This window comes from Sphingomonas sp. (genome assembly GCF_036387595.1).
Taxonomy (GTDB): domain Bacteria; phylum Pseudomonadota; class Alphaproteobacteria; order Sphingomonadales; family Sphingomonadaceae; genus Sphingomonas.
The window spans coordinates 96634-120264 of sequence record NZ_DASVTL010000122.1; the positions used below are offsets into that span (position 1 = coordinate 96634).

The window sequence follows — 23631 nt, forward strand, 5'->3', positions numbered from 1 at the left end:
GCCGCGTCGCGATGGCCTAGACGCGGCAGGCCCTCCCCAGGCATCGTTCGTTATTCGCCAAGGAGGTTCCATGCACGACCGCGCCGGCCTGAAGGTCGCCCCCGAACTCGCCGAATTTCTCGATCGGCGGGTGCTCGCGCCGCTGGAGATCGACCCGCAGGCTTGGTGGCGCGGCGTGGCCGACATTTTCGCGCGGTTCGTGCCTGAGAATGCGGCGCTGCTGGCCAGGCGCGAGGAACTGCAGGCGGCGATCGACGCGCGCTATTTGGCGGGCGGCGCGGTGGACGAGGCGTTCCTGCGCGAGATCGGCTATCTGGTGCCCGAGCCGGCGCCGTTCACGATCGGCACCGCGAACGTCGACGCCGAGATCGCGACGATGGCTGGGCCGCAACTGGTGGTGCCGGTGCTGAACGCGCGCTTCGTGCTGAACGCGGCGAATGCGCGCTGGGGGAGCCTGTACGACGCGCTGTACGGCACCGACGCCTTGCCGGGCACAGCGGCGGCGGGCGGATACGACCGCGCGCGGGGCGCGCAGGTGATCGCGCGGGCGCGCGCCTTCCTGGACGAGGCGGTGCCGCTGGCAACGGGGTCGTGGGCCGATGCGGCCTGGCCCGTCGTGCTGGCCGATGAGGTGCAGTTCGCTGGGACGCGCGGCGAATCGCGGCTCTACAGGAACACCGGCTTGCACATCGAAGTCGTGGTCGACCGCGCCCATCCGATCGGCCGTACCGATCCGCTCGGCATCGCCGACGTCCGCCTCGAATCGGCGCTGACCGCGATCGTCGATCTGGAGGATTCGATCGCGGCGGTCGATGCCGAGGACAAGGTCGCGGCCTATGCCAATTGGCTCGGGCTGATGGACGGGACGCTGGAGGAGACGTTCGAGAAGGGCGGCGGCGCGATGACCCGGCGGCTGGCGGCCGACATCGCTTATATCGACGCGCAGGATCGGCAGGCGACGCTGCCCGGCCGGTCGCTGCTGTTCGTGCGCAACGTCGGCCATCTGATGACGACGCCGGCGGTGCTGCTGCCCGGCGGCGGCGAGGCGCCCGAGGGCATTCTCGACGCGATCGTCACGTCGACGATCGCGTCGTTCGACCTCCGCAGGCTGGGCCGCTTCGTGAACAGCCGCAGCGGATCGGTGTATATCGTCAAGCCCAAGATGCACGGGCCGGAGGAATGCGCCTTCGCCGACCGGCTGTTCGATGCGGTCGAGGATCTGCTCGGTCTCGCGCGCCACACGATCAAGATCGGGGTGATGGACGAGGAGCGGCGGACGTCGGCCAATCTGGCGGCGTGCATCGCCGCGGTGAAGGACAGAATCGCGTTCATCAACACCGGCTTCCTCGATCGCACCGGCGACGAGATGCACACCGCGATGCGTGCCGGGCCGATGATCCCCAAGGCCGAGATGAAGGCGAGTGCCTGGATCAGGGCCTATGAGGATCGCAACGTCCGCATCGGCCTCGCCCACGGCCTGTCGGGACGCGCGCAGATCGGCAAGGGGATGTGGGCGGCGCCCGACCGGATGGCCGACATGATGGCGCAGAAGATCGCGCATCCCGCGAGCGGCGCGAACACCGCCTGGGTGCCGTCGCCGACCGCGGCGACGCTGCACGCGATCCATTACCACCAGATCGACGTGTTCGCGCGGCAGCGGGAGATCGCGGGCGAGGCGGTGCCCGCGCTCGGCGACCTGCTGAGCGTGCCGGTGGCGCAGGGGCGCAACTGGACGCCGCAGGAGGTGGCGCGCGAACTCGACAACAATGCGCAAGGCATCCTGGGCTATGTCGTGCGCTGGATCGACCAGGGCGTGGGCTGTTCGAAGGTGCCCGATATCGACGACGTCGGCCTGATGGAGGACCGCGCGACATTGCGCATATCGTCGCAGCATATGGCGAACTGGCTGCTCCACGGGGTGACGACCGAGGCCGAGATCGACGCGGCCTTCGCGCGGATGGCGGCGAAGGTCGATGCGCAGAATGCGGGCGATCCGGCGTATCGCCCGCTGGTGGGGAATGAGGACGGCGCGGCCTATCGCGCGGCGCGGGCGCTGGTGTTCGAAGGGGTGGCGCAGCCGAGCGGCTATACCGAGCCGCTGCTGCATGCTTTCCGGGCGCTGGTGAAAGCGGCAAACGCTTGATGGTGAAGGCTATTGCAACCAATCCGCCGCATCGGCGTTGCGCGTGAGGGGTGGTGCCGGTAACGGCCGTGCCGCCGGCGCCAAGGGGGTAAGGTCTTTGCAATTTCGACGCGTGAACGGGCGGCATTTCTGGATCGCGTCCGCGCTCGTCGCCGCTTTTCCTGCCGCCGCACAGATTTCGCAGCCCGGAAGCGCGCCCGCCAAAGGCCCGGATGCGCCCAAGGCTGATGCACCCAAGGTTGGCACCACGCCGCAGGCGGGCGAGGCGCCGGTGCCGGCCCCCGCGGGCCCGATCGTGCCCGAGGCCGAATTCGACGCCGCGCTGCCGCCGCTGAGCGGGGATATCAATGCGCCGCTGGAGGCGATGACGCCGCCCACCTCAGGCACGACGCTCCCCCCTGTGACCTCGGTGCCTGTTACGCCGCAGACCGCGACTCCCCCGGCGACCGGCCCGGCTGCGACTGGCGATGTGCTGCCGCCCGCGGCGGTGCTCGACGCCGAACTCGCGCAGCCGCTGGCGCCGCTGGGCACGTTCGACACCGCGCCGCTGGAGACCGCCGCCGACGTCGCCGATCGCGATGCGCCCGAAATCCGCTACGAGACCGTGCTCGCCGGCCTCGACATCCAGGATCTGGAGAGCCGGTTCAAGGCGCTGTCGGCGCTGCGCGAGGGCGACGGCAAGGCCGCGAACGAGACCCAGGTCGCGGCGCGGGCGCGCGAGGACGAGGCGCTGGCGGTCAGGCTGCTGAAGTCGCTGGGCTATTACGATGCGACCGCGCTGTCGGTCGTCGAGACGATCCCGGCGGGATCGCCGCGATCGGTGGGCCGCCTGCGCGCGACGGTGACCGCGACGCCGGGGCGGCTCTATACCTTGTCGTCGGTCACGGTGAACGCCGATGCGACCGTGCCTGAGGGGCTGGTGCGCCGCGAACTGCCGCTGAAGGTGGGCGATCCGATCCAGGCGGATCGCATCCAAGGGGCCGAGGCGAATGTGTCGCTGCGGCTGCCGCAACAGGGCTATCCCTTCGTCAAGGTCGGCGAGCGCGACATCCTGCTGGAGGATCAGTCCCCCGAGGCGGTCGGCGCGTATACGCTGCCGGTCGATACCGGGCCGCGCGCGTCGTTCGGGCAATTGACCACCGAGGGCGATCCGGTCTTCGACCTGAAGCACCTGAACGTCTTCCCGCGCTTCGACGGCGGCGACCTGTATGACACGCGCAAGGTCGACGATCTGCGCGATGCGCTGGTCGCGACGGGGCTGTTCCAGACCGTGTCGGTCGAGCCGGTGCGCACCGGACGGCCCGGCCCGGATGCCACCGAGCAGGTCGATCTGCTGATCCGCCAAGCCAAGGGGCCGGCGCGCACGCTGGCGGGGCAGGCGGGCTATTCGACCGGGCAGGGCATGACGCTGGAGGGCAGCTGGGTCCACCGCAACCTGTTCCCGCCCGAGGGCGCGCTGATCGTGAACGCGACCGCCGGCACGCAGCAGCAGGGCGCGGGCGCCAGCTTCCGCCGCCAGAACGCCGGGCGGCGCGACCGCACGGTGACGCTGACCGCCTCGGCGCTGCACCAGAGTTACGACGCCTTCGATGCGTTCACGGGGACGCTGTCGGCGCGGATCAGCTATGATTCGACGCCGATCTGGCAGAAGAAATTCACCTATGCCTTTGGCGTCGAACTGGTCGGCACGAACGAGAGCGTCTATGATTTCGCCAGAGGCGCGCGCGAGCGCGGCACCTATGGCATCGCGGCGCTGCCGGGGCAGGCGATGTTCGACCGGTCGGATTCGCTGCTCAACCCGACCAGAGGCTATCGCCTGAAGATCAACGTCAGCCCGGAGGCTTCGGTGCGCGGCGCGGTGCGGCCCTATGCGCGGACGATGATCGAGGGCACCGCTTATTATCCGGTCGGGCAGAGCCTGGTGATCGCGGGGCGCGCGCGGGCGGGGTCGATCTTCGGGATCGCGCGCGACGATCTGGCGCCGTCGCGGCGCTATTATGGCGGCGGCGGCGGATCGGTGCGCGGCTATGGCTATCAGCGGCTCGGGCCGTTCGATCCGAACGGCGACCCGGTCGGCGGGCGATCGCTCAACGAATTCGCGCTGGAGGCACGCTATCGCTTCGGCGATTTCGGCATCGTGCCGTTCGTCGATGCGGGCAACAGCTATGAAAGCACCTTCCCGACCGGATCGGACCTGCGCTTCGGCGCCGGGATCGGCGGGCGGTTCTATACCAATTTTGGTCCTTTGCGGGTCGACGTCGCGACGCCGCTCAACAAACGGCCGGGTGACGGGCGGGTCGCGCTCTACATTTCGATCGGGCAGGCATTCTGATGGCCGACGACACTGCCCGGATCGAAGAGGCGAGCAACGTGGCCGCTCATCGCCCCTTGTGGCAGCGTGTCCTGAAGTGGATCGGCATCGCGATCCTGTCGCTGGTCGGGCTGGTCGCGATCGTGCTGTTCGGGATCAACACCGATCCGGGGCGGCGCTTCGTGGCGGACCAGATCGGCGGCTATACGACCGCGACCGGGCTGAATATCCGGGTCGGGCGGATCGACGGATCGCTCTATGGCAAGATGGTGCTGTCCGATCTGCGGGTGGCGGACCCCAAGGGCGTGTTCCTGACCAGCCCGCGGCTGGACGTGGATTGGCGACCATTCGCCTATGCGCAGAACCATATCGACGTGCGCACGCTGTCGGCGGGGCTGGTGACGCTCGCCCGGCGGCCGGAACTCAAGCAGGTGCCGAGCGATCCGAACGCGCCACTGCTCCCCGATCTTGATATCGACGTGAATGCCTTGCGGATCGCGCGGTTCGTGATCGGCGCGCCGGTGACCGGCCAGACGCACGTGCTGAGCATCGATGGCAGCGCCCATATCGCGGACCGCCGCGCGCAGCTGACCGCCAATGCGCAGGCGCTGCGCGGCGCCGGCGTGGCGGGTGGTGACCGGCTGGTGCTGCGGCTGGATGCGGTGCCGGCGGAGAACAAGCTCGACGTGAACGTCAAGCTCCAGGCCCCGACCGGCGGCGTCGTGGCGACGATGGGCGGACTGGAAGCGCCGCTGAGCGTTGCTGTCGATGGGCGCGGTAGCTGGGCGTCGTGGCAGGGTCGTGCGGTGGCGACGCTGGGTGGCGGCGAACTCGCGAACCTGGCGCTGAGCGCGCGCGCCGGACATATCGAGGTACGCGGGCCGACGCGCCCCGGCCTGTATCTGGAAGGGCCGGTCGAGCGGCTGACCGCGCCGCGGCTCGACGTGGCGATCGACACGACGCTGAACGACCGGCGGGCGGATACGCGGATGACGCTGCGTTCCGACGCGCTGTCCGTCGATGCGGGTGGGCTGATCGATCTCGCCGCCAGCCGGTTCGGCAATTTCGCGGTGGATGCCAAGCTGCTGACGCCGGGTGCGATCGCGCCAAGGCTGCGTGGGCGCGACGTCACCGCGCGGTTGGTGCTCGATGGCGCGTTCGCGACGCCGACCGTCGACTACAAGGTGAAGGCCGCGGCGATCGGCTTCGGCGACATGGGCGTCGAGGACCTGTACGCCGAGGGGCTGGCGCGGGTGAACGCCGACCGCATCCTGGTGCCTCTTAACGCACGTGCGAAGCGGATCACCGGGCTGAACGCCGCGGTCGGTGGTCTGGCGAACAATGCGACGATCCAGGGTGACCTGGCGATCGCGATGCCCAACATCCTGTCGGACAATCTGCGCATTCGATCCGACAACGTCGATGCCACCGCGGTGCTCGTCGCGAACATGGCGACCGGGCGTTATACCGGCGCACTCAAGGGGCGGATCAACAATTACCGCGTCGACAGCATCGGCATACTGAACCTCACGACCGACGCCAACCTGGTGACGACGCCGGGCGGCTTCGGGATCAAGGGGCGCGTGGTCGCGCAGACGCGAGAGATCTTCAACGATGGCCTGCGCACCTTCCTGGGCGGCAATGCGGTGGTCCGTGCGGATGTCGGCTACGATCCAGCAGGGTTGGTGACCTTTTCCGGTGTGCGGATGAACGCGCCGCAGTTCCGCATCACCCGCGGGTCGGGCCGCTATGCGCTGAACACCGGCGCGCTGCTGGTCGATGCGGATGCCTATTCGACCCAATATGGGCCGGTGACCGCGCGGATTACGGGCAGCGCGACCGCGCCCATCGTCGTAGTTCGTGCGGCGCGGCCGGGTCTCGGCGTCGGGCTGGCCAACGTGCAGGCGCGGATCGTCGGACGAGGCGGGGCGTATGCGGTCACCGCGAGCGGCGGCACCAATTACGGTCCGTTTACCGCCGATGTCCTCGTGCGGCCTGGCACGCAGCTGGCGATTGACGTGCGCCGCGTGGTGTTCGCCGGGATCGCGGCGAGCGGGCGGCTGATCCAGAGCATGGCGGGGCCGTTCGCGGGCAATCTGCGCTTTGCAGGTCAGGGTCTCACCGGCGACGTGCGGCTGGCGAACCAGGGCGGATTCCAGCGAGCCGACGTGGCGGCGCGGGCGAACAATGCGACGATTCCCGGCATGGTAGATTTCACGATCGGCCGCGCGATCATCAACGCCAGCGCGGTGCTGACCCCCACCCCCCAAGTCGTGGCCGACGTGCAGATCGCCGACGTGCGCTATGGCGCGGTGGTGCTTCAGGCAGCGCGCGCGAAGGTGAATTATGTCGGCGGACGCGGCACGGCGCAGGCGCTGGTGACGGGTTCCAGCGGCGTGCCGTTCCGACTGGCGGTGAATGCCAAACTTGCGCCCAACGATTATATCGTCGCGGCGCAGGGGAGCGCGAACAACATCGCGTTCCGCACGGTCAATCCGGCGCGGATCAGGGGTGCGAAAAGTGGCTATCTGCTGTCGCCGACCCGGATCGACTTCGGCGGTACAGGCGGCGGGTCGCTGCGGCTTGCGGGGCGCTATGGGCCGGGCATGGCGGTGCAGTCGCGGCTCGACCGGCTGGACCTGTCGTTCCTCAACGCGCTGATGCCTAACCTGGGCATTCAGGGGCAAGCGACGGGCAGTCTCGACTTTGCGCAGGCGACGAGCGCCAGCTTCCCAACCGCGGACGCGCGCGTGACGGTGCGCAATTTCCAGCGAACCGGGCTGGCCGCGGTGTCGCAGCCGGTAGACGTCGTGTTTGCAGGGACGCTCGATCAAGGCGGCGGTCAGGGGCGCGCGCTCGTGCGGCGTGGCGCCAACGTCGTCGGGCGGATGGTCGCCACGCTCAACCCGCTGCCGCCCGGCGCCGGGGCCTGGACGACGCGATTGCTCGCGGCGCCGCTTGGCGGCGGCATTCGTTACAATGGGCCTTCGGCGGTGCTGTTCAGCTTTGCAGCCTTGCCCAACCAGCAGTTGAGCGGGCCGATCGCACTGGCGGCCGATTTCTCGGGTCAGGTGCGCGCGCCGCGGGTGAACGGGCTGATCCGTGCCGACAACCTGACTTACGACAACGAAGTCTATGGCACCCGGCTGTCGCAGATGCGTCTGGCCGGGCGGTTCAACAACGACCGGCTGGAGATTGCGACACTCGATGCACGCGCCGGTGACGGCACCGTCAAGGCGCAAGGGTCGATCGGGCTGGCAGCGGCGAGCGGCTTTCCGATCGACTTCCGTGCGACGCTGAACAACGCGCGTCTTGCCCGCAGCGATTCGCTGGGGGCGACCGCGACGGGCTCGATCCGTCTGACGAACGGCCCTCAGGGTGGGCTTATCCAGGGCGACCTGACGATCCCCGAGGCGCGCTATGCGATAATCCGTCAGGGGCAGGCCGAGGTGCCCGAACTGACGGGCGTTCGCCGCCGCAGTCAGATCCGTATCGCGCGGTCTACCGATCGCCCCGTCCCGCCGGCGCCTGCGGGCAATTTCAAGCTCGATATCCGGGTGCGGGCCAACAACCAGCTGTTCGTCTCCGGCATGGGGCTGGAGTCCGAATGGAAGATGGACATGCGGGTCGGCGGCACGAGCACCGCGCCGGTCATCACCGGCGGACTCGATCTCGTCCGCGGCACGTACAGTTTCTCGGGCAAGCGGTTCGAGGTGACGCGGGGCACGGTGCGCTTCCGCGGCGGCGCGCTGCTCGATCCGGACATCAACATCCAGGCATCGACGACGGTCAACGGCATCACCGCAGTCATCAACGTCACCGGCACTGGGCAGCGTCCGCAGATCAGCTTCACCTCGACGCCCGCATTGCCGCAGGACGAGGTGCTCAGCCGTCTGTTGTTCGGCAGCAGTCCGGAAAATCTATCGGCGACCGAGGCGATCCAGCTGGCGGCGGCGCTCAACTCGCTGCGCGGGTCGGGCGGCGGCGGGCTGAACCCGCTGGGCAAGCTGCGGTCGGCGACCGGCTTCGATCGACTGCGTATCCTGGGGGCGGATGATGCTACCGGGCGGGGTACGAGCCTGGCGGCAGGCAAGTATCTGACCGACAACATCTATGTCGAGATCGTCACCGACGCGCGCGGCTTCACCGCCACGCAGATCGAGATCGCGCTGAGCAAGGCCCTCAGCCTGCTGTCGTCGACCGGGTCGTTCGGCGGATCGGGTGCTTCGCTGCGGTATTCCCGGGATTATTGAGGACAGCCGCCCACGCTTGCGATACGTCTTCATCTGCAACCGGCCGTGAAGCCGGGAGGAGGGATGGCGATGGAGCATTTCGACGTGGTCGTGGTCGGCGCCGGGATTTCGGGCGTCGGCGCAGGCTATCACCTCCAGACGCGCTGCCCAGGCCGCTCCTATGTGATCCTCGAAGGCCGCGCGGCGATCGGGGGTACATGGGACTTGTTCCGCTATCCCGGCATCCGCTCGGATTCCGATATGCACACGCTCGGATTCGCCTTCCACCCCTGGACGCAGGAGGCGTCGATCGCCGGCGGCGATGCGATCCGCGGCTATATCGAGGAGACGGCCCGGACCTACGGCATCGACCGGCACATCCGCTTCGGCCACCGCGTCCGCACGGCCGCCTGGTCGACCGAACATGCGCGCTGGACCGTGGAAGGCGAAGGGCCGGACGGGCCGATCGCCTTCACCTGCAATTTCCTGAACCTGTGTTCGGGCTATTATGATTACGCCAAGGCACATTCGCCGGACTTTCCGGGTGCGGCGTCGTTCGGCGGGCGGATCGTGCATCCGCAATTCTGGCCCGAAGACCTGGACTATGAGGACAAGCGCGTCGTCGTGATCGGCAGCGGCGCGACCGCGGTGACACTGGTGCCCGAGATGGCGAAGACCGCCGCGCAGGTGACGATGCTCCAGCGGTCGCCGACCTATGTCGTGTCGCGCCCGGCGCGCGATCCGATCGCCAATTGGCTGCACGCCAGGCTGCCGCGGCGAGCAGCATACGGCGTGACGCGGTGGAAGAACGTGCTGCTCGGCATGATGTTCTTCCGCATAGCGCGCAAGAAGCCCGAAAAGGTCAAGCAGCAGCTGCTGGGGATGGTGCGCGAGCATCTCGGCCCCGATTACGACATCGCGACGCACTTCACCCCGCGCTACAATCCCTGGGACCAGCGGCTATGTCTGGTGCCAGACGCCGATCTGTTCGAGGCGATCAAGGCTGGTCGCGCGTCGGTCGAAACCGATACCATCGAGACCTTTGTCACGGACGGCATCAGGCTGACGTCGGGCAAGATGCTGCCCGCCGACATCATCGTCACGGCGACCGGGCTGGAGCTGCAGATGGCGAGCGGCATCGCGTTCACGCTGGACGGTGTTCCGCTCGATCTGGCGACGCGGCTGCATTACAAGGGAATGATGTACGACGGCGTGCCGAACCTGTCGACGACCTTCGGCTACACCAACGCATCATGGACGTTGAAGGCCGATCTGACCGCAATGTACGTGTGTCGGCTGCTGAACACGATGACGAAGCGCGGGCTGCGCCAGGCGACGCCATATAACGATGATCCCGATGTCGCCGAGGAGCCATTCCTGGATTTCAGTTCCGGCTACGTTCAGCGCGCGATCGGGCGACTGCCCAAGCAGGGTTCGAAGAAGCCGTGGAAACTCAATCAGAATTACGCGCTCGATATCATGGCGCTGAAATTCGGATCGGTCGATGATGCGATGCGTTTCTCGAACCCGGCAGTCCGGCATGTCGCAGCCTGAAAAGGGCCCGCACGTCGATCAAGAAGCACTGAGGCGATGCGCCGCCAAGCACAGCAGATAAAGGCCCGCGGCGCTCGAACGCGGCTGATGACAGCCGCTATGTGCTCCGCGGGCCGATAGTCGTTATTTTACCAAGGCTTGATGTTGCTGTCGCTGATAAGCGCCAAAATGAACTTCAGCATGATTCTCTCCCTCGTTGACGGTTCGACGAAACCGCTTCGCGAGCGTAATGGATAACCAAGCGTTAAACAATCTCTTCAACACTGGTTTCACATATGAGAGCGGTTTTAAGCCAATCTTCAGACCCGTGAATTAGTCGGTAGGGCATGAAAGATGCCCCGTCGCCGCTGTCGCTATCCGACGCCAGCCACCCGGCTACGGCGAAGCCTGACGATACGGTGCTCTGGTGCGCCCTCGCGGTCGCCGTCATCGCCAATTATCAGGTTCTCCGTCGCCATCTCGGCCGGCCCGGTGCTGCACACGCAATCGGCGCAGTGGCAAATCGGTTGGCGGAAGCGTTTCCGGAGCTCGTGCCGGCGGTCGTCGGGCATGACCGCATCGAACTCACGTTCCGGCCGGCTGGCTATGGAGCGCTTCATACGATGCTCGCACGCATCGACGCCGCTTGCCAATCGCCGTTTTCGATCGATGGCGAGGAGCATCGTATCGAACTGCTGCTAGGCGCAAGCGCCACACCTGCGGGGGCCGGCGACGAACTACGGCTGATCGAGGAGGCCGAGCATGCGCTGGAGGATGCGCGCATCGAACGGCATCCCGTGCTTCGCGCGCTTCCCGGCACCGCTTCGGTCGATCGCATCGCGTTGAAGCGCGATCTAGCCGGCGCCATCGCGGGAGGTGCGCTGTTCCTGCAGTATCAACCCAAGGTCCATCTGCGCCGCCAGGAAGTCGTCGGGGTCGAGGCGCTGGTGCGTTGGCGGCACCCTACGCGCGGCCTCATTCCGCCGGGCGACTTCATCCCGATCGCAGAGGAATCGCGCGATATCGTCGCCCTGACCTTGTGGACATTGCACCAGGTCATCGCGGATCAGCGCAGGCTTGCTGCGATGGGGCACGAGCAGATCATGTTCATCAACGTCGCCGGTGCGCTGCTCGGCGACGTTCGGTTCGTGCGGGCGGTGCGCGAGATCGTGCCGGCGAGTGGCGCGCGCCTTGGCTTCGAGATCACCGAGACGTCGGTGATTCGCGATCCCGAGAGTGCCATCGCCAATCTCAAGACCTTTGCAGACCTGGGCATCATCCTCGCAATCGACGATTATGGCGCGGGGCTATCCAGCCTGGCGTATCTCAAGCAACTGCCGGCGCGAGAATTGAAGATCGACAAGATGTTCGTCACCCAGCTGACGAGTTCGAACAGAGACCCGCTGATCGTCCGATCGACCATCGATCTTGCCCACGCACTGGACATGGAAGTCGTCGCCGAGGGGGTCGAAACGCCGGCCGCCCTTGCGCTATTGTCCGTCATGGGCTGCGACATGGCGCAGGGGTTTTTTATCAGCCGCCCCGTCGCGATCGAGGCACTGGTCACGTTTCTGCGCGAATATCGTCCAAAGGCTTCTGGGAAATTTCCGGTGCCGTTCGCGTCGCTGGGTGCAAATCGCGGGCGCGGTTGATCGATGCGATTGCGCGTACTCGCCCTCGGTTTAGCGCTGGCTGCGGCCATTTTGCCCGGCGCTTCGGCACGGGCCGAGCCAAGCCGTGAGGCGGCCGAGACAACTATCGCCAAGGCGCGCGCCGCCATGCTCGTCGATCCTCATCAAGCGCAGACCAAAGCACGTCTCGCGCGAGAGCAGATCGACCGAATTACCGACGAATCTGTTCGGGGAGGGCTGCGCGCTACGGCGCTGTGGCTCGAAGGCGAAGCGGCGTATCGGTTGAAAGAAATGGATCTTGCGACCGCGAAGCTGAAGGAGGCTTTTCTTCTCGCGCACCGCTATTCGCCCGGCTCCAGGCTGGAAGGCGACATCTTGGTGTCCAGCGGGAGCATGCACGGGGAAACGGGGCAGGTCGTCGTCGCGCTCGCGGAGTTTCAGCGTGCGCACGCCATCTTCCTGAGGCTGAAGGATGCTCGCAACCGCGCCATCGCCCTCATATGCATTGCATCCCTCTACAGCGACGCAAAGGACTATTCCACCGCACTCAAATACTTCGATCAGGCCTTGACCGTCTTCAGCGGCGATCCCGGGCTCAGTTTGTCGATGCAGAACAATCGCGCCGCCGTATTACGCGATCTCGGTCGATATGAAGAAGCGGAACGCGGATTTCGCGCTGCCCTGGTGATTGCAGATGGTATGCAGAGCGACGCGCTCACCGCCCAGATATTGCGAAACATTGCGCGTTCCCAGCTCAAACACGACGATGTGGTCGGCGCGAACGAGACGATTGCAAGAGGACAAGCGCTGTATAGTCGGCTCGACGCTTATAACCGGCAGGCAATGTCGGGTGTCGCTGCCCAAGCCGCCTTTCAAAGCGGTCGAGTGGATGAAGCGGCGACGTTGATCGAGCGCAGCTTTGCCGGCGTCGATCCGAAGGCCACGCCCTTTGCTTTTCGCGACGTCCATGAAACCGCGTATCGGGTATTCAGCGCGCTCGGCCGATATCAAAGTGCGCTGGTCCACCTTCTCGCCTTGAAGCGGCTCGACGATCAAACCACGCGGCTGGCGACTTCGAGCGGTGCGGCGCTCATGGCGGCGCGCTTCGACTTTGCCAATCAGGAATTGCGGATCGCCCGGCTGAAGGCCAACGATCTGGAGCGCCGGGTCGCCGCGGAACGTCAGCATGCCGCGACGCAGCGCTATATCGTCATCGGTGGCGCTGCATCCACGGCACTCGTCATCCTCGCGCTGGCGGTGGGGCTGATCGTCGTCCGACGGAGCCGCAATGATGTGCGTGCCGCCAACGGCGACCTAGCGCTCGCCAACGCTGCGCTGGGCAAGGCGCTTGCCGCAAAGACCGAGTTCCTGGCAACGACGAGCCACGAAATCCGTACCCCGCTGAACGGTATTCTGGGCATGACCCAGGTGATGCTCGCCGATCCCATGTTGCCAGCCGTGACACGCGACCGGCTGTCGGTGGTGCATGGCGCCGGAACGACGATGCGCGCGTTGGTCGACGACATCCTGGACGTTGCCAAGATGGAGACGGGCAAGCTGACGCTGGAAACCGCGCCGTTCGATCTGGCGGAAACGATTCTGGATGCGACGCGATTGTGGGAAGCGCAGGCGGCATCCAAGAACGTGGCGTTCGTCCGCACCCTCGACATCTGCCCCGGGATGGTCTGCGGCGATGCTGCGCGGGTTCGGCAGATCGTGTTCAACCTGCTGTCGAACGCCCTGAAATTCACCACAGGTGGCGAGATCGCGATCGGCGCCCATTGGTCGAGCGACGGCCGCGCAATCATCACAGTGCGCGACACCGGAATCGGCATCGCCGCGGACAAGCTGGAGGCGATCTTCGAATCCTTCCGCCAAGCCGATGCCGGAACGACGCGGCAATTCGGAGGAACCGGATTGGGGCTGGCGATCTGCCGCCAACTGGCGCGCGCCATGGGGGGCGATGTCGGGGTGGAAAGCGAGTTGGGGCAGGGGTCCGTTTTCACCGTTACCCTGCCGCTCAATCCCGTCGTGGATGCGCCCGGCCTCGCGCCATGCATAGATCAGGCTGCAGCCGCACTCGTGCCCGCGCTCTTGATACTCGACTGCAACCCTATCACCCGCAGCCTCTTCCGGACGCTGTTGATGCCGCATGCCGCGCGGATCGTCTTCGCCGAAGATGCTGCCGAAGCGGCCCTCTTGATCGGCACCGGGTCGATAACCCGGGTGCTGATCGACGACGCCACGGTGCGGTCCGGCGACCTTGTCTCGGACCTCCGCACGATCGTCCATGCGGCGCGCGGACGAGCCGCCGTCACGCTCCTGCTATCCAAGAACGACGATGCGGAACGCGCGAGGCTGGACGACATCGGCATCGACTGCATCGCGACCCGCCCGATCGACGGGCCGTCACTCGTCGCATCATTGTTTCGGCAAAGTAACGACCAGCTTGTCATGCGGGCTGCATGAGCAGATATGCCAGCGTATGACCGGCCCTTCGATCACCCGTACTGCGCCATCGCGGCGATGAAGGTGCTGTTCATCGAGGACGACCGGATGAACCGGCGGGTCGTCAAGGACATGCTGGGCGTCGCCAGCGTCGATATGGTCGAGGCCGAAAGCGCCGAGGCTGGATTGGCGATGCTCGACGCGGAAGATTTCGATATTCTGCTCGTCGATCTGCGCATGCCGGGGATGGACGGTATCACTGCGATCCGGCACATTCGCGCCCGCGCCGATGCAAAAGCCAAGGTGCCGGTGATCGTGGTGACCGCGGACACTGCGCTGGACCTGCGCGAACGGTGTTTGGCCGCGGGCGCGGACGACGTGCTGTTCAAGCCGGTGGCGATGGACGCGCTGTTCGATGCGATGGGCCGCATCCTCGCGCGCGATGCGCAGGCGGGGGGCGCGATCTTCTAGGCGCTTGGGCGGGGGCATCGACCAACGCATTGATTCACTCGCCGGGATCATATCGCACCCGGCCGCAGGGGCACGCGGAGCACGCGGTCGCCCGCGGTCAGGAACAATGCGCCGCCGCTTTCGCCGAACGCGCAATTCGCGATCGGTCCGTCGACCGCGATCAGGCCGAGCCGCTCGCCTTCCGGCGACAGGACATGCAGCCCGCCCGGCCCGGTGCAGAAGATCGTTCCGTCGGGCGCGACCTTCATGCCGTCGGGCAGACCGGGGCCGGTCAGCGCTCCGGCGTCGAGCAATGGTCGCCGGCTGCGCGGGAGCCCAGCCGAGTCGAGATCGTACACCAGGATGAGCGGCGCCGCTTCGTCTGACACCGAAACGTACAACCGCCTCTCATCAGGCGCGAGCGCGATGCCGTTAGGTCGGGTGAGCGTGGCATCCAGCAAGTCCACCCGCCCGCCCGGAGTCCAGCGATACACACCGTTGTGTGGCAACTCCTTGGCCGCGGCGCGATCGCCATCGGCAAGGCCGTAAGGAGGATCGGTGAAGTAGATGGCGCCCGATCGCGCGATGTGGAGATCGTTGGGGCTGTTGAACCGCTTGCCCGCGTAACGACTGGCCAGGATCGTGCGCTTGCCGGTCGCCAGGGCGATGCGGACGAGGGCGCGGTTTCCGCTGTCAGCAGCGATCAGCCGACCCGCGCGATCGAGCGCCAGGCCATTCGATCCGGGTTCGCGCACGACCTTCGGGTCGGTTCCGGCGGCGCCCGACGGCGACAGCGCCACGGTGACTCCATCCCTTCGCGTCCACCGTCGCATGATGTTGGCGGGCGGATCGGAGAACAGCAAGGCGCGCTCGGCGGGAAGCCACACCGGACCTTCCGCCCAGCGCATGCCGGTGGCGACCGTTTCCGGCACCGTATCGACTGCGAAGAAGCGGTCCAGCGCAGGCGAAAGGCGGTGGATACCGGGAGCGAACTTTACCGCTGGGCCGGCGGAAGCGCGGGTCGCCAAGAGCGTGATCCCGCCTGCCATGACGGACCGGCGGCTGGGATCCCGCGCCGGCAGCGCGGTGGGGGGCGCCTTCGCCGTCATACCGTCACCCCCGTCCGGTTGGTACTGGCGTCTGCCGCATCGAGTTCGTGCAGGTCGCGACCGCGGGTTTCGCGGCCGAAGCGCGCCACCAGCAGCAGTGCAAGAAGCGACGGCAGGGCGATCATCGTTGCGCCGCGGCCCATCGACGGCGTGATGCCGGCGATCGTGAACGCCTGCGCCAGCAATCCGCCGGCCTTCGTACAGGCGGCAACCCAACCCGTCGCGCGCCCGCGCACGCGCATCGGGAAACTTTCCGCCGCATAAGGAAGGAGGATGGCCAGCAGCGCGTTCGATCCGACCAGCAGCAGCGCGACTGGAACGATCGGCCCGACCTTGCCGGTATCGAGCAGCAGCACGCTGGCAAGGCCGCCCAGCATCACCGCGATCGCCACTGCCAGCGACCATTTGGTGCTCCAGCGGCTGTAGAGCGCGGCTACGATGAACACCGTGGGGAAAGCGATGAGCGCGGATGCGGCGAGCAATCGGCTCGATCCGCCGACGCTATACCCGCGCGCGACCAGTTCGGCGGGAAGCCACAGCAGCAGGCCGAAATTGACGAGGCCCCAGGCCAGCGCGGCGACGCTGAGTGCGACCAGCTTGCCCACCGTCTGCGCGCTGGTGAGCGCGGCCACACGGGCGGGCGCCGTGGCCGGCAAGGTGGCGGTGCGCGCCACGGCGCCGAACCGGCGGAGCACGATATCGGCCTCCGCCTGTCGACCTTGCGCCAGCAGGAACTTGGCGGACTCGGGGATCATTCCGCCGAGCAAGATAAGCAGCAGGCCGGTCGGCAGGTTCATCAGCCACAGCACGCGCCACCCGAACGCCGGCTGTAGCAAGGCCGAGGCCCCGCTCGCGGCGAAATAGCCGCCGACCGCGCCCAGCCCGCCGACGAGCACCAGCGCCCAGCCGCGGTGCCGGTTGGGCATCGTTTCGGCGAGCAGGGCGTAGGTCACGGGCAACATCCCGCCTGCCGCGGCGCCCATCATGAAGCACATCGCGATGTTCCACACGAGCGACGGCATCGCGCCGCAGATCGACGTGCCGACGAACATCACCGCGGACAGCAGGATCGACGCCTTGCGCCCGTACAGATCGGCGAGCGCACCCCACAGGATCGACCCGACCACAGTTCCGGCCAGGGCGAAGAACGGCACGAGCGAAACCGTGCTCTTTGCCACGCGATATTCGCCGATCATGCCGGGCACGGTGAAGCCGAGCGAGGCGGGTTTCATGACGTCGATGACGAGCGCCACGGTGAGCACCACCATGAGCAGCCAGTGCGCGGTGCCCAGCGGCGCATCCTCGGGCGCGGCCACTACCACGATCTGCGCGCCGTTCTGCTGCCTGGCCGGCAGGAGGCCGTAAGCGGCGACGATCACGCCTGCGACGATCAGCGCCATGCCCCAGAGCATCGCGGCATCCATCGGCATGCCCGCCATCCGGTATCCCATGCTGCGCGCCTCGACGAACATCGGCAGATGCAGGAGCACGCCGGCAGTCACGGCCAGGCACCCGCACGCAAATGCCCAGGTCGCGCGTCGCCCCTGGAAAACCCCTCTCATGCCCATTCCCCAATAGCTTGGGTGGCGCCCTACACGATCGCTGCCGCCTTCCCAAGCCATGCGCAACGCGCCGGCCCTAGTTGATGTTCGCGCTAACAGATTCGCTTTCCATCCGGGAACGCCTGCCGCTATGCTGGCAAAAAAGCGGCCCGGCGAACGGGTGCGCAGGAGAGGACAGCCATGATTTCGCATCGTGCCATGATGTTGCCGGCATTGCTGCTGGGCACCGCCGCGCTGGCTCAGACCGGTGCGCCCCGCCGGCCCCAGCCCGTCGTCCCGACGGCACGGCCCTGGGCGAACCAGGCACTGTCGCCCGATGTGCGTGCCGGCCAGCTGATTGCCGCGATGACGCGTGCAGAGAAACTGACTTTGGTGTTCGGGTATTTCGCCACCGATTTCGAGCCGAAGAAGTACAAGGCTATCGCCGGCAGCCGAGCAGGATCGGCCGGCTATGTGCCCGGCATACCGCGTCTGGGGGTGCCGCCGCAGTGGCAGACCGATGCCGGGATCGGCGTGGCGACGCAGGGCGGTGCCGCGGTCAAGCGGGAGCGTACCGCCTTGCCGTCCGGTCTGGCCACAGCGGCCAGTTGGAACCCGGACACAGCGCTGAAAGGCGGGGCGATGATCGGCGACGAGGCGCGGCGATCGGGGTTCAACGTGATGCTGGCAGGCGGCGTCAACCTGATGCGCGAACCCCGCAACGGCCGCAATTTCGAATATGGCGGCGAAGATCCGTTGCTGGCGGGAATCATGGTCGGCGCGCAGATCGCGGGTATCCAGTCCAACCACGTTATCGCGACGATCAAGCATTATGCGATCAACGACCAGGAAACCGACCGCGACACCGGCAATTCGATCATCGCGCCCGCCGCAGCACGAATATCCGACCTGCTCGCCTTCCAATTCGGGATCGAGCGCAGCGATCCCGGATCGGTGATGTGCGCATACAACCGCGTCAACGGCACCCATGCGTGCGAGAATCCGTTTCTGCTGACCGAGGTGCTGCGCCGCGACTGGAAATGGCCCGGCTATGTGATGAGCGACTGGGGTGCGACGCACAGCACCGTGGCCGCCGCCAACGCGGGACTGGAGCAGGATTCGGGCTTTCCTTTCGATACCGAACCGTTCTTCGGCGCGCCGCTGAAGGCTGCGGTGGAGCGCGGCGACGTATCGGCCGCGCGGCTCGACGAGATGGCGCGGCGGATCGTGCGGACGATGTTCGCGCACGGCCTGTTCGATCATCCGGTTTCCGAGCAGCCGATCGACATGGCCGCCCATGCCGACGTGACCCGGGCTGGCGCAGAGGAGGGCGCGGTGTTGCTGCGCAATGAAGACGCGCTGCTGCCGCTGTCGCCCTCGGTGAAGCGGATCGCGGTGATCGGCGGGCGGGCCGACAAGGGCGTGCTGGCGGGTGGGGGATCGTCGCTGGTGTATCCGGTCGGCGGCAATGCGGTGCCGGGGCTGGAGCCGAAGACCTGGCCTGGGCCGGTGATGTATTACCCATCCGCCCCGCTTGCCGCCATCCGGCGGCAGGCGCCGGGCGCCGACGTTCGCTTTGCGGACGGCAGCGATCCTGCCGCTGCGGCGGCGCTGGCGCGTGACAGCGACGTCGCCATCGTCTTCGCGACACAATGGGCGGGCGAAGCGTTCGACGTGCCGCTGTCGCTGGGCGACCAGGATGCGCTGATCGCGGCGGTGGCCGCGGCCAACCCGAAGACGGTCGTGGTACTGGAAACCGGCGGGCCGGTGCTCACCCCGTGGCGCGGAGAGGTCGGTGCGATCCTGGAAGCGTGGTATCCGGGGACCGAAGGTGGCACCGCGATCGCCAACCTGTTGTTCGGGCGCGTCAATCCGTCCGGACGCCTGCCGGCCACCTTCCCGCGCAGCCTCGATCAGCTGCCTCACCCGGCAGAGCCGAACAAGGGCGATACCCATTACACCGAAGGCGCGACGGTCGGCTACAAATGGTACGACGCCAAGGGCCTGGAGCCTGCCTATGCGTTCGGCCACGGTCTGTCCTATACGAACTTCGCCTATGACAGGCTGACCGCGCGGGCGAGCAGAGGCGGGATCGTCGCCACGTTCCGCGTGCGCAACACCGGCGCGCGCGCAGGCCAGGCGGTCGGCCAGGTCTATGTCGCACCCCCAAGCGGCGGCTGGGAAGCGCCCAAGCGGCTGGGCGGATGGCGCAAGGTGCCCCTGGCACCCGGGGCGGCGCAGACCGTCAGCGTCGCGATCGACCCGCGGCTGATCGCGACCTGGGACGAGAGCGGACGGCAGTGGCGCATCGCCGCCGGCCGCTATCGGGTGATGCTGGGCGCTTCTTCGCGCGATGTCGGGCAGAGCGTCGCCGTTTCGGTGCCGGCGCTCACGCTGCCCGCAGGGTGGCGCCCGCGTCCTTGAGCGTGCGGCGGAACAATCGTCGCGCTCGCGCTCTCTCGCGTCTTCATTGCCACGGAACACCATAATGGCTTTCGACCTTGCTTACCGCCCCGACGCCGATCGCTACGACGGCCGGATGCCCTACCGCCGCTGTGGGCGCAGCGGACTGGACCTGCCCGCCATCTCGCTCGGCCTGTGGCAGAATTTCGGCGGCACCGACGTGTTCGAGACCGGCCGCGCGATCCTGCGCCGCGCCTTTGACCGCGGGGTCACGCATTTCGATCTCGCGAACAATTACGGCCCGCCCTACGGCTCGGCAGAGGAGAATTTCGGCCGCGTCATGGCGAGCGACTTCCGCGCGCATCGCGACGAACTTGTGATTTCGACCAAGGCCGGGTGGGACATGTGGCCCGGACCCTATGGCAAGGTCGGTGGCAGCCGCAAATATCTGATCGCCAGCCTGGACCAGAGCCTCGCGCGGATGGGGCTCGACTATGTCGACATCTTCTATTCGCACCGCGTCGACCCTGACACGCCGCTAGAGGAGACGATGGGTGCGCTGGCGCAGGTCCATGCGCAGGGCAAGGCGCTGTACGTCGGCATCTCGTCGCACTCGCCCGAACTCACCCGCCGCGCTGCCGCGATCCTGACCGAGTACAAGGTGCCGCTGCTCATCCACCAGCCGAGCTATTCGATGCTCAACCGCTGGGTCGAGGGTGGGTTGCTGGACACGCTGGGTGATCTGGGAGTCGGGTGCATCGCCTTTTCCCCGCTGGCGCAAGGCATGCTGACGAGCAAGTATCTGGGCGACCTGCCCGAGGATGCACGCGCGTCGCGCGGGGGTTCGCTCTCCCCCAAGTTGCTGAGCCAGGACAATCTGCGCCGCGTGCGGGCGCTGAGCGACATCGCTACGGCGCGAGGACAGACGCTGGCGCAGATGGCGATCGCCTGGGTGTTGCGCGACCGCCGGGTGACCTCGGCGTTGATCGGCGCACGCACGGTGGCACAACTGGACGACAGCCTGGACGCGGTGAAGCGGCTGGACTTTACCGCCGACGAATTGCGGACCATAGACTCCCACGCGGCCGATGGTGGCATCGACCTGTGGGACGTGTCCTCCCGGATCACTGCGATGCCCGCAGCCGGCGGCATGCCCGGCGGCGGCTGAGCGGTGCGACGTTGCGTCGTCTTCAGGTTCATGACACGAACGTCAGCGTGACGAGCCCTTCCAGACGATCCGCCGCCACGATCAGCGATGTTGCGCGACTGGCGGGCGTGTCGGCGATGACGGTGTCGCGCGTGACCAACGGAGAGGGCAATGTCCGCCCCGGCACGCGCCACGCCGTAGAAGCGGCGATCACCGCGCTCAGCTATGCGCCGAACGCCGCCGCCCGCAAGCTGGCGGGAGCACGGCAGCTGCGCGTCGGCTTGCTCTACAGCAATCCCAGCGCTGCCTATCTCAGTGAATTTTTGGTGGGGAGTTTGGATCAGGCTAGCCGGCGTGACGTCCGGCTGATCGTTGAGAAATGCGAGCTTGGCGATCACGAACTGGAAGTGGCGCGCCATCTGATCGCGGGCGGGATCGACGGCATCATCCTGCCGTCACCCTTGTGCGATTCGGCCGATCTGATCGCGATGCTGGTGGAAAAGGGAGTCCCCGCAGTGCTGGTCGGCAGCGGCAAGCCCAGCGAAGCGCTGTTCGCGGTCAGCATCGACGAGACGGCGGCGGCGTATGCGATGACCCGGCATATCCTGGCGCTCGGGCATCGGCGCATCGGCTTCGTGATCGGCAACCCGGCGCAATCCGCGAGCCCCGACCGGCTCGACGGGTATCGCGCGGCGTTGCGCGACGCGCGTGTGCCCGCGGACGAAGGGCTGATCGCGCAGGGGCTGTTCACCTATCGCTCCGGCCTCGCCGCCGCCGAGCGGCTCCTCGACCACGACAACCCTCCCACGGCGATATTCGCCAGCAACGACGACATGGCCGCGGCGGCCGTGGCGGTGGCGCACCGCCGCGGGCTTGACGTTCCTGGCGACCTGACGGTGTGCGGGTTCGACGACACCACGCTGGCGACCGCGATCTGGCCCGAACTGACCACAATCCACCAGCCGATCGCGGACATGTCGCGCGCCGCGGTCGAGATGCTCGTCGGCCAGGCGCGGCGGGGGCAGGAGACCGTCGCGGAGCGGCACCAGCTGTTGGCGTTCACGCTGGTGCGGCGGCAGTCTGAGGCGCCGCCCCGAGAATGACGACGGACCGCGCCTGAAGGGGCAGGCGCTTGACTTGAAGCGGCGGCTTGGCATGGTAGCGCTCACAACGTGGCGCCATCCAAGGTCGCCCGGCTGGCGAGGGGCCTGACATGACGAACAGCGACGGCGGCATCGGCCGCGGCGAGGATCGAGCCGGAGAGGGCACGGTCAATTATCGCTTCATCGCCGCGATCGTGATGGTCGCGACCATCGGCGGGTTCATGTTCGGATATGATTCCGGCGTCATCAACGGCACGCAAAAGGGGTTGGAGGCAGCCTTCGATCTGGGGCGGCTGGGAATCGGCATCAACGTCGGCGCGATCCTGGTAGGATCGTCGATCGGCGCGTTCGGCGCGGGGCGCCTGTCCGACCGCATTGGTCGACGCGGCGTGATGATGCTGTCGGCGGTGCTGTTCCTGGTCAGCGCGCTGATGGCGGGCGCGGCGGATACCTCGGCGGTGTTCATCATCGCGCGGATCATCGGCGGGCTGGGCGTCGGCGCCGCGAGCGTGACCTCCCCCGTCTATATCTCCGAAGTGACCCCGGCGAGCGTCCGCGGGCGGCTGTCGAGCGTGCAGCAGGTGATGATAATCTCCGGCCTGACCGGCGCGTTCGTCGCCAATTACCTGATCGCGCGCTATGCCGGCGGCTCCACCGCGGCCTTCTGGGGCGGCTTTCCCGCCTGGCGCTGGATGTTCTGGCTGCAGGCGGCGCCCGCGCTGCTGTATCTGCTGGCGCTGCTCGTCATTCCCGAAAGCCCGCGCTACCTCGTCGTCAAGAACCGCGATGCCCATGCACACCGCGTTCTGACCCGGTTGTTCGGCACCGCCGAGGCGGATCGCAAGGTCGCCGAAATCCGTGCCAGCCTCGCCGCGGATCACCACAAGCCCAAGCTGTCCGACCTGATCGACCGCACGACGGGGAAGATCCGCCCGATCCTTTGGGCCGGCATCGGCCTTGCGGTGTTCCAGCAGCTCGTCGGCATCAACGTCGTGTTCTATTATGGCGCGACGTTGTGGGAGGCGGTCGGCTTTTCCGAGAACGACGCGCTGCTCACCAACATCGGCTCGGGCGTGCTGTCGATCGGCGCGTGCCTGCTGGCGATCGGATTGATCGACCGGATCGGCCGCAAACCGCTGCTGCTGGTCGGATCGGCGGGCATGGCGGTGACGCTGGCGATCGTCGCGTACGCCTTTTCAACGGCGGTGACGGCGGCGGACGGCGCGGTGTCGCTGCCCGGCAACAACGGCGTCATCGCGCTGGTCGCCGCCAATCTGTACGTCGTCTTCTTCAACGTCAGTTGGGGGCCGGTGATGTGGGTGATGCTCGGCGAAATGTTCCCGACCCAGATTCGCGGGTCGGGATTGGCAGTGTCGGGTTTCGCGCAGTGGATGGCCAACGCCGCGATCTCGGTCAGCTTCCCCGCGCTGGCGGTGTCGCCCGGGCTGGCACCAACCTACCTGGGCTATGCGTTCTTCGCCGCGGTGTCGTTCTTCTTCGTGCGTGCGATGGTCCACGAAACCCGCGGGCGCGAACTGGAGCAGATGCAGGGGTGATCGTCCCGCGGCGAGCGGCGCGGT

Annotated in this window: 13 protein-coding genes; 11 read left to right on the plus strand and 2 right to left on the minus strand. The window is 67.2% G+C overall.

What is annotated here, in order from left to right; all coding sequences use genetic code 11:
- The first annotated feature begins 70 nt into the window (after nucleotides 1-70).
- The 7 genes from VF643_RS15835 to VF643_RS15865 all read left to right on the plus strand — a co-directional run bounded on the left by VF643_RS15835 (nucleotide 71) and on the right by VF643_RS15865 (nucleotide 14769).
- Entirely contained in the window at nucleotides 71-2143 is a 2073-nt protein-coding gene (locus VF643_RS15835) for a malate synthase G (RefSeq protein ID WP_331044347.1), read from the plus strand.
- 175 nt (nucleotides 2144-2318) lie between these two features.
- Nucleotides 2319-4475, plus strand: a complete 2157-nt coding sequence (locus VF643_RS15840) for a BamA/TamA family outer membrane protein (protein WP_414713887.1) — start codon at nucleotides 2319-2321, stop codon at nucleotides 4473-4475.
- A complete protein-coding gene (locus tag VF643_RS15845; protein WP_331044349.1) occupies nucleotides 4475-8707 on the plus strand; it encodes a translocation/assembly module TamB domain-containing protein in 4233 nt (1410 codons plus the stop codon). The genes VF643_RS15840 and VF643_RS15845 overlap by 1 nt, the downstream gene beginning before the upstream one ends.
- Before the next feature lie 63 nt (nucleotides 8708-8770).
- A complete protein-coding gene (locus VF643_RS15850) occupies nucleotides 8771-10240 on the plus strand; it encodes an NAD(P)/FAD-dependent oxidoreductase (protein ID WP_331044406.1) in 1470 nt (489 codons plus the stop codon).
- Nucleotides 10241-10566: 326 nt separating this feature from the next.
- A complete protein-coding gene (locus VF643_RS15855) occupies nucleotides 10567-11871 on the plus strand; it encodes an EAL domain-containing protein (RefSeq protein ID WP_331044350.1) in 1305 nt (434 codons plus the stop codon).
- Nucleotides 11872-11880: 9 nt separating this feature from the next.
- A complete protein-coding gene (locus VF643_RS15860) occupies nucleotides 11881-14319 on the plus strand; it encodes an ATP-binding protein (RefSeq protein ID WP_331044351.1) in 2439 nt (812 codons plus the stop codon).
- A gap of 57 nt (nucleotides 14320-14376) precedes the next feature.
- Nucleotides 14377-14769 (plus strand): response regulator, encoded by a 393-nt coding sequence (locus tag VF643_RS15865; protein ID WP_331044407.1) that lies wholly within the window; start codon nucleotides 14377-14379, stop codon nucleotides 14767-14769.
- A gap of 47 nt (nucleotides 14770-14816) precedes the next feature.
- Here VF643_RS15865 and VF643_RS15870 read toward each other — a convergent pair whose 3' ends face one another.
- Together VF643_RS15870 and VF643_RS15875 are read right to left on the minus strand one after the other, a co-directional pair.
- Complete coding sequence (locus VF643_RS15870; RefSeq protein WP_331044352.1) at nucleotides 14817-15857, minus strand: SMP-30/gluconolactonase/LRE family protein; 1041 nt, start codon at nucleotides 15855-15857, stop codon at nucleotides 14817-14819.
- Nucleotides 15854-17419, minus strand: a complete 1566-nt coding sequence (locus VF643_RS15875) for an MFS transporter (RefSeq protein ID WP_331044353.1) — start codon at nucleotides 17417-17419, stop codon at nucleotides 15854-15856. Before VF643_RS15875 ends, VF643_RS15870 begins: the two co-directional genes overlap by 4 nt.
- A gap of 180 nt (nucleotides 17420-17599) precedes the next feature.
- Between VF643_RS15875 and VF643_RS15880 the strand changes: the two genes are divergently transcribed.
- From VF643_RS15880 to VF643_RS15895, 4 genes are all read left to right on the plus strand, one after another.
- Entirely contained in the window at nucleotides 17600-19822 is a 2223-nt protein-coding gene (locus VF643_RS15880; protein WP_331044354.1) for a beta-glucosidase, read from the plus strand.
- Between the two features lie 64 nt (nucleotides 19823-19886).
- Nucleotides 19887-20969, plus strand: a complete 1083-nt coding sequence (mgrA, locus tag VF643_RS15885) for an L-glyceraldehyde 3-phosphate reductase (protein ID WP_331044355.1) — start codon at nucleotides 19887-19889, stop codon at nucleotides 20967-20969.
- A gap of 116 nt (nucleotides 20970-21085) precedes the next feature.
- Entirely contained in the window at nucleotides 21086-22051 is a 966-nt protein-coding gene (locus tag VF643_RS15890) for a LacI family DNA-binding transcriptional regulator (RefSeq protein WP_414713888.1), read from the plus strand.
- Nucleotides 22052-22161: 110 nt separating this feature from the next.
- Complete coding sequence (locus VF643_RS15895) at nucleotides 22162-23607, plus strand: sugar porter family MFS transporter (RefSeq protein ID WP_331044357.1); 1446 nt, start codon at nucleotides 22162-22164, stop codon at nucleotides 23605-23607.
- Nucleotides 23608-23631: the final 24 nt, after the last annotated feature.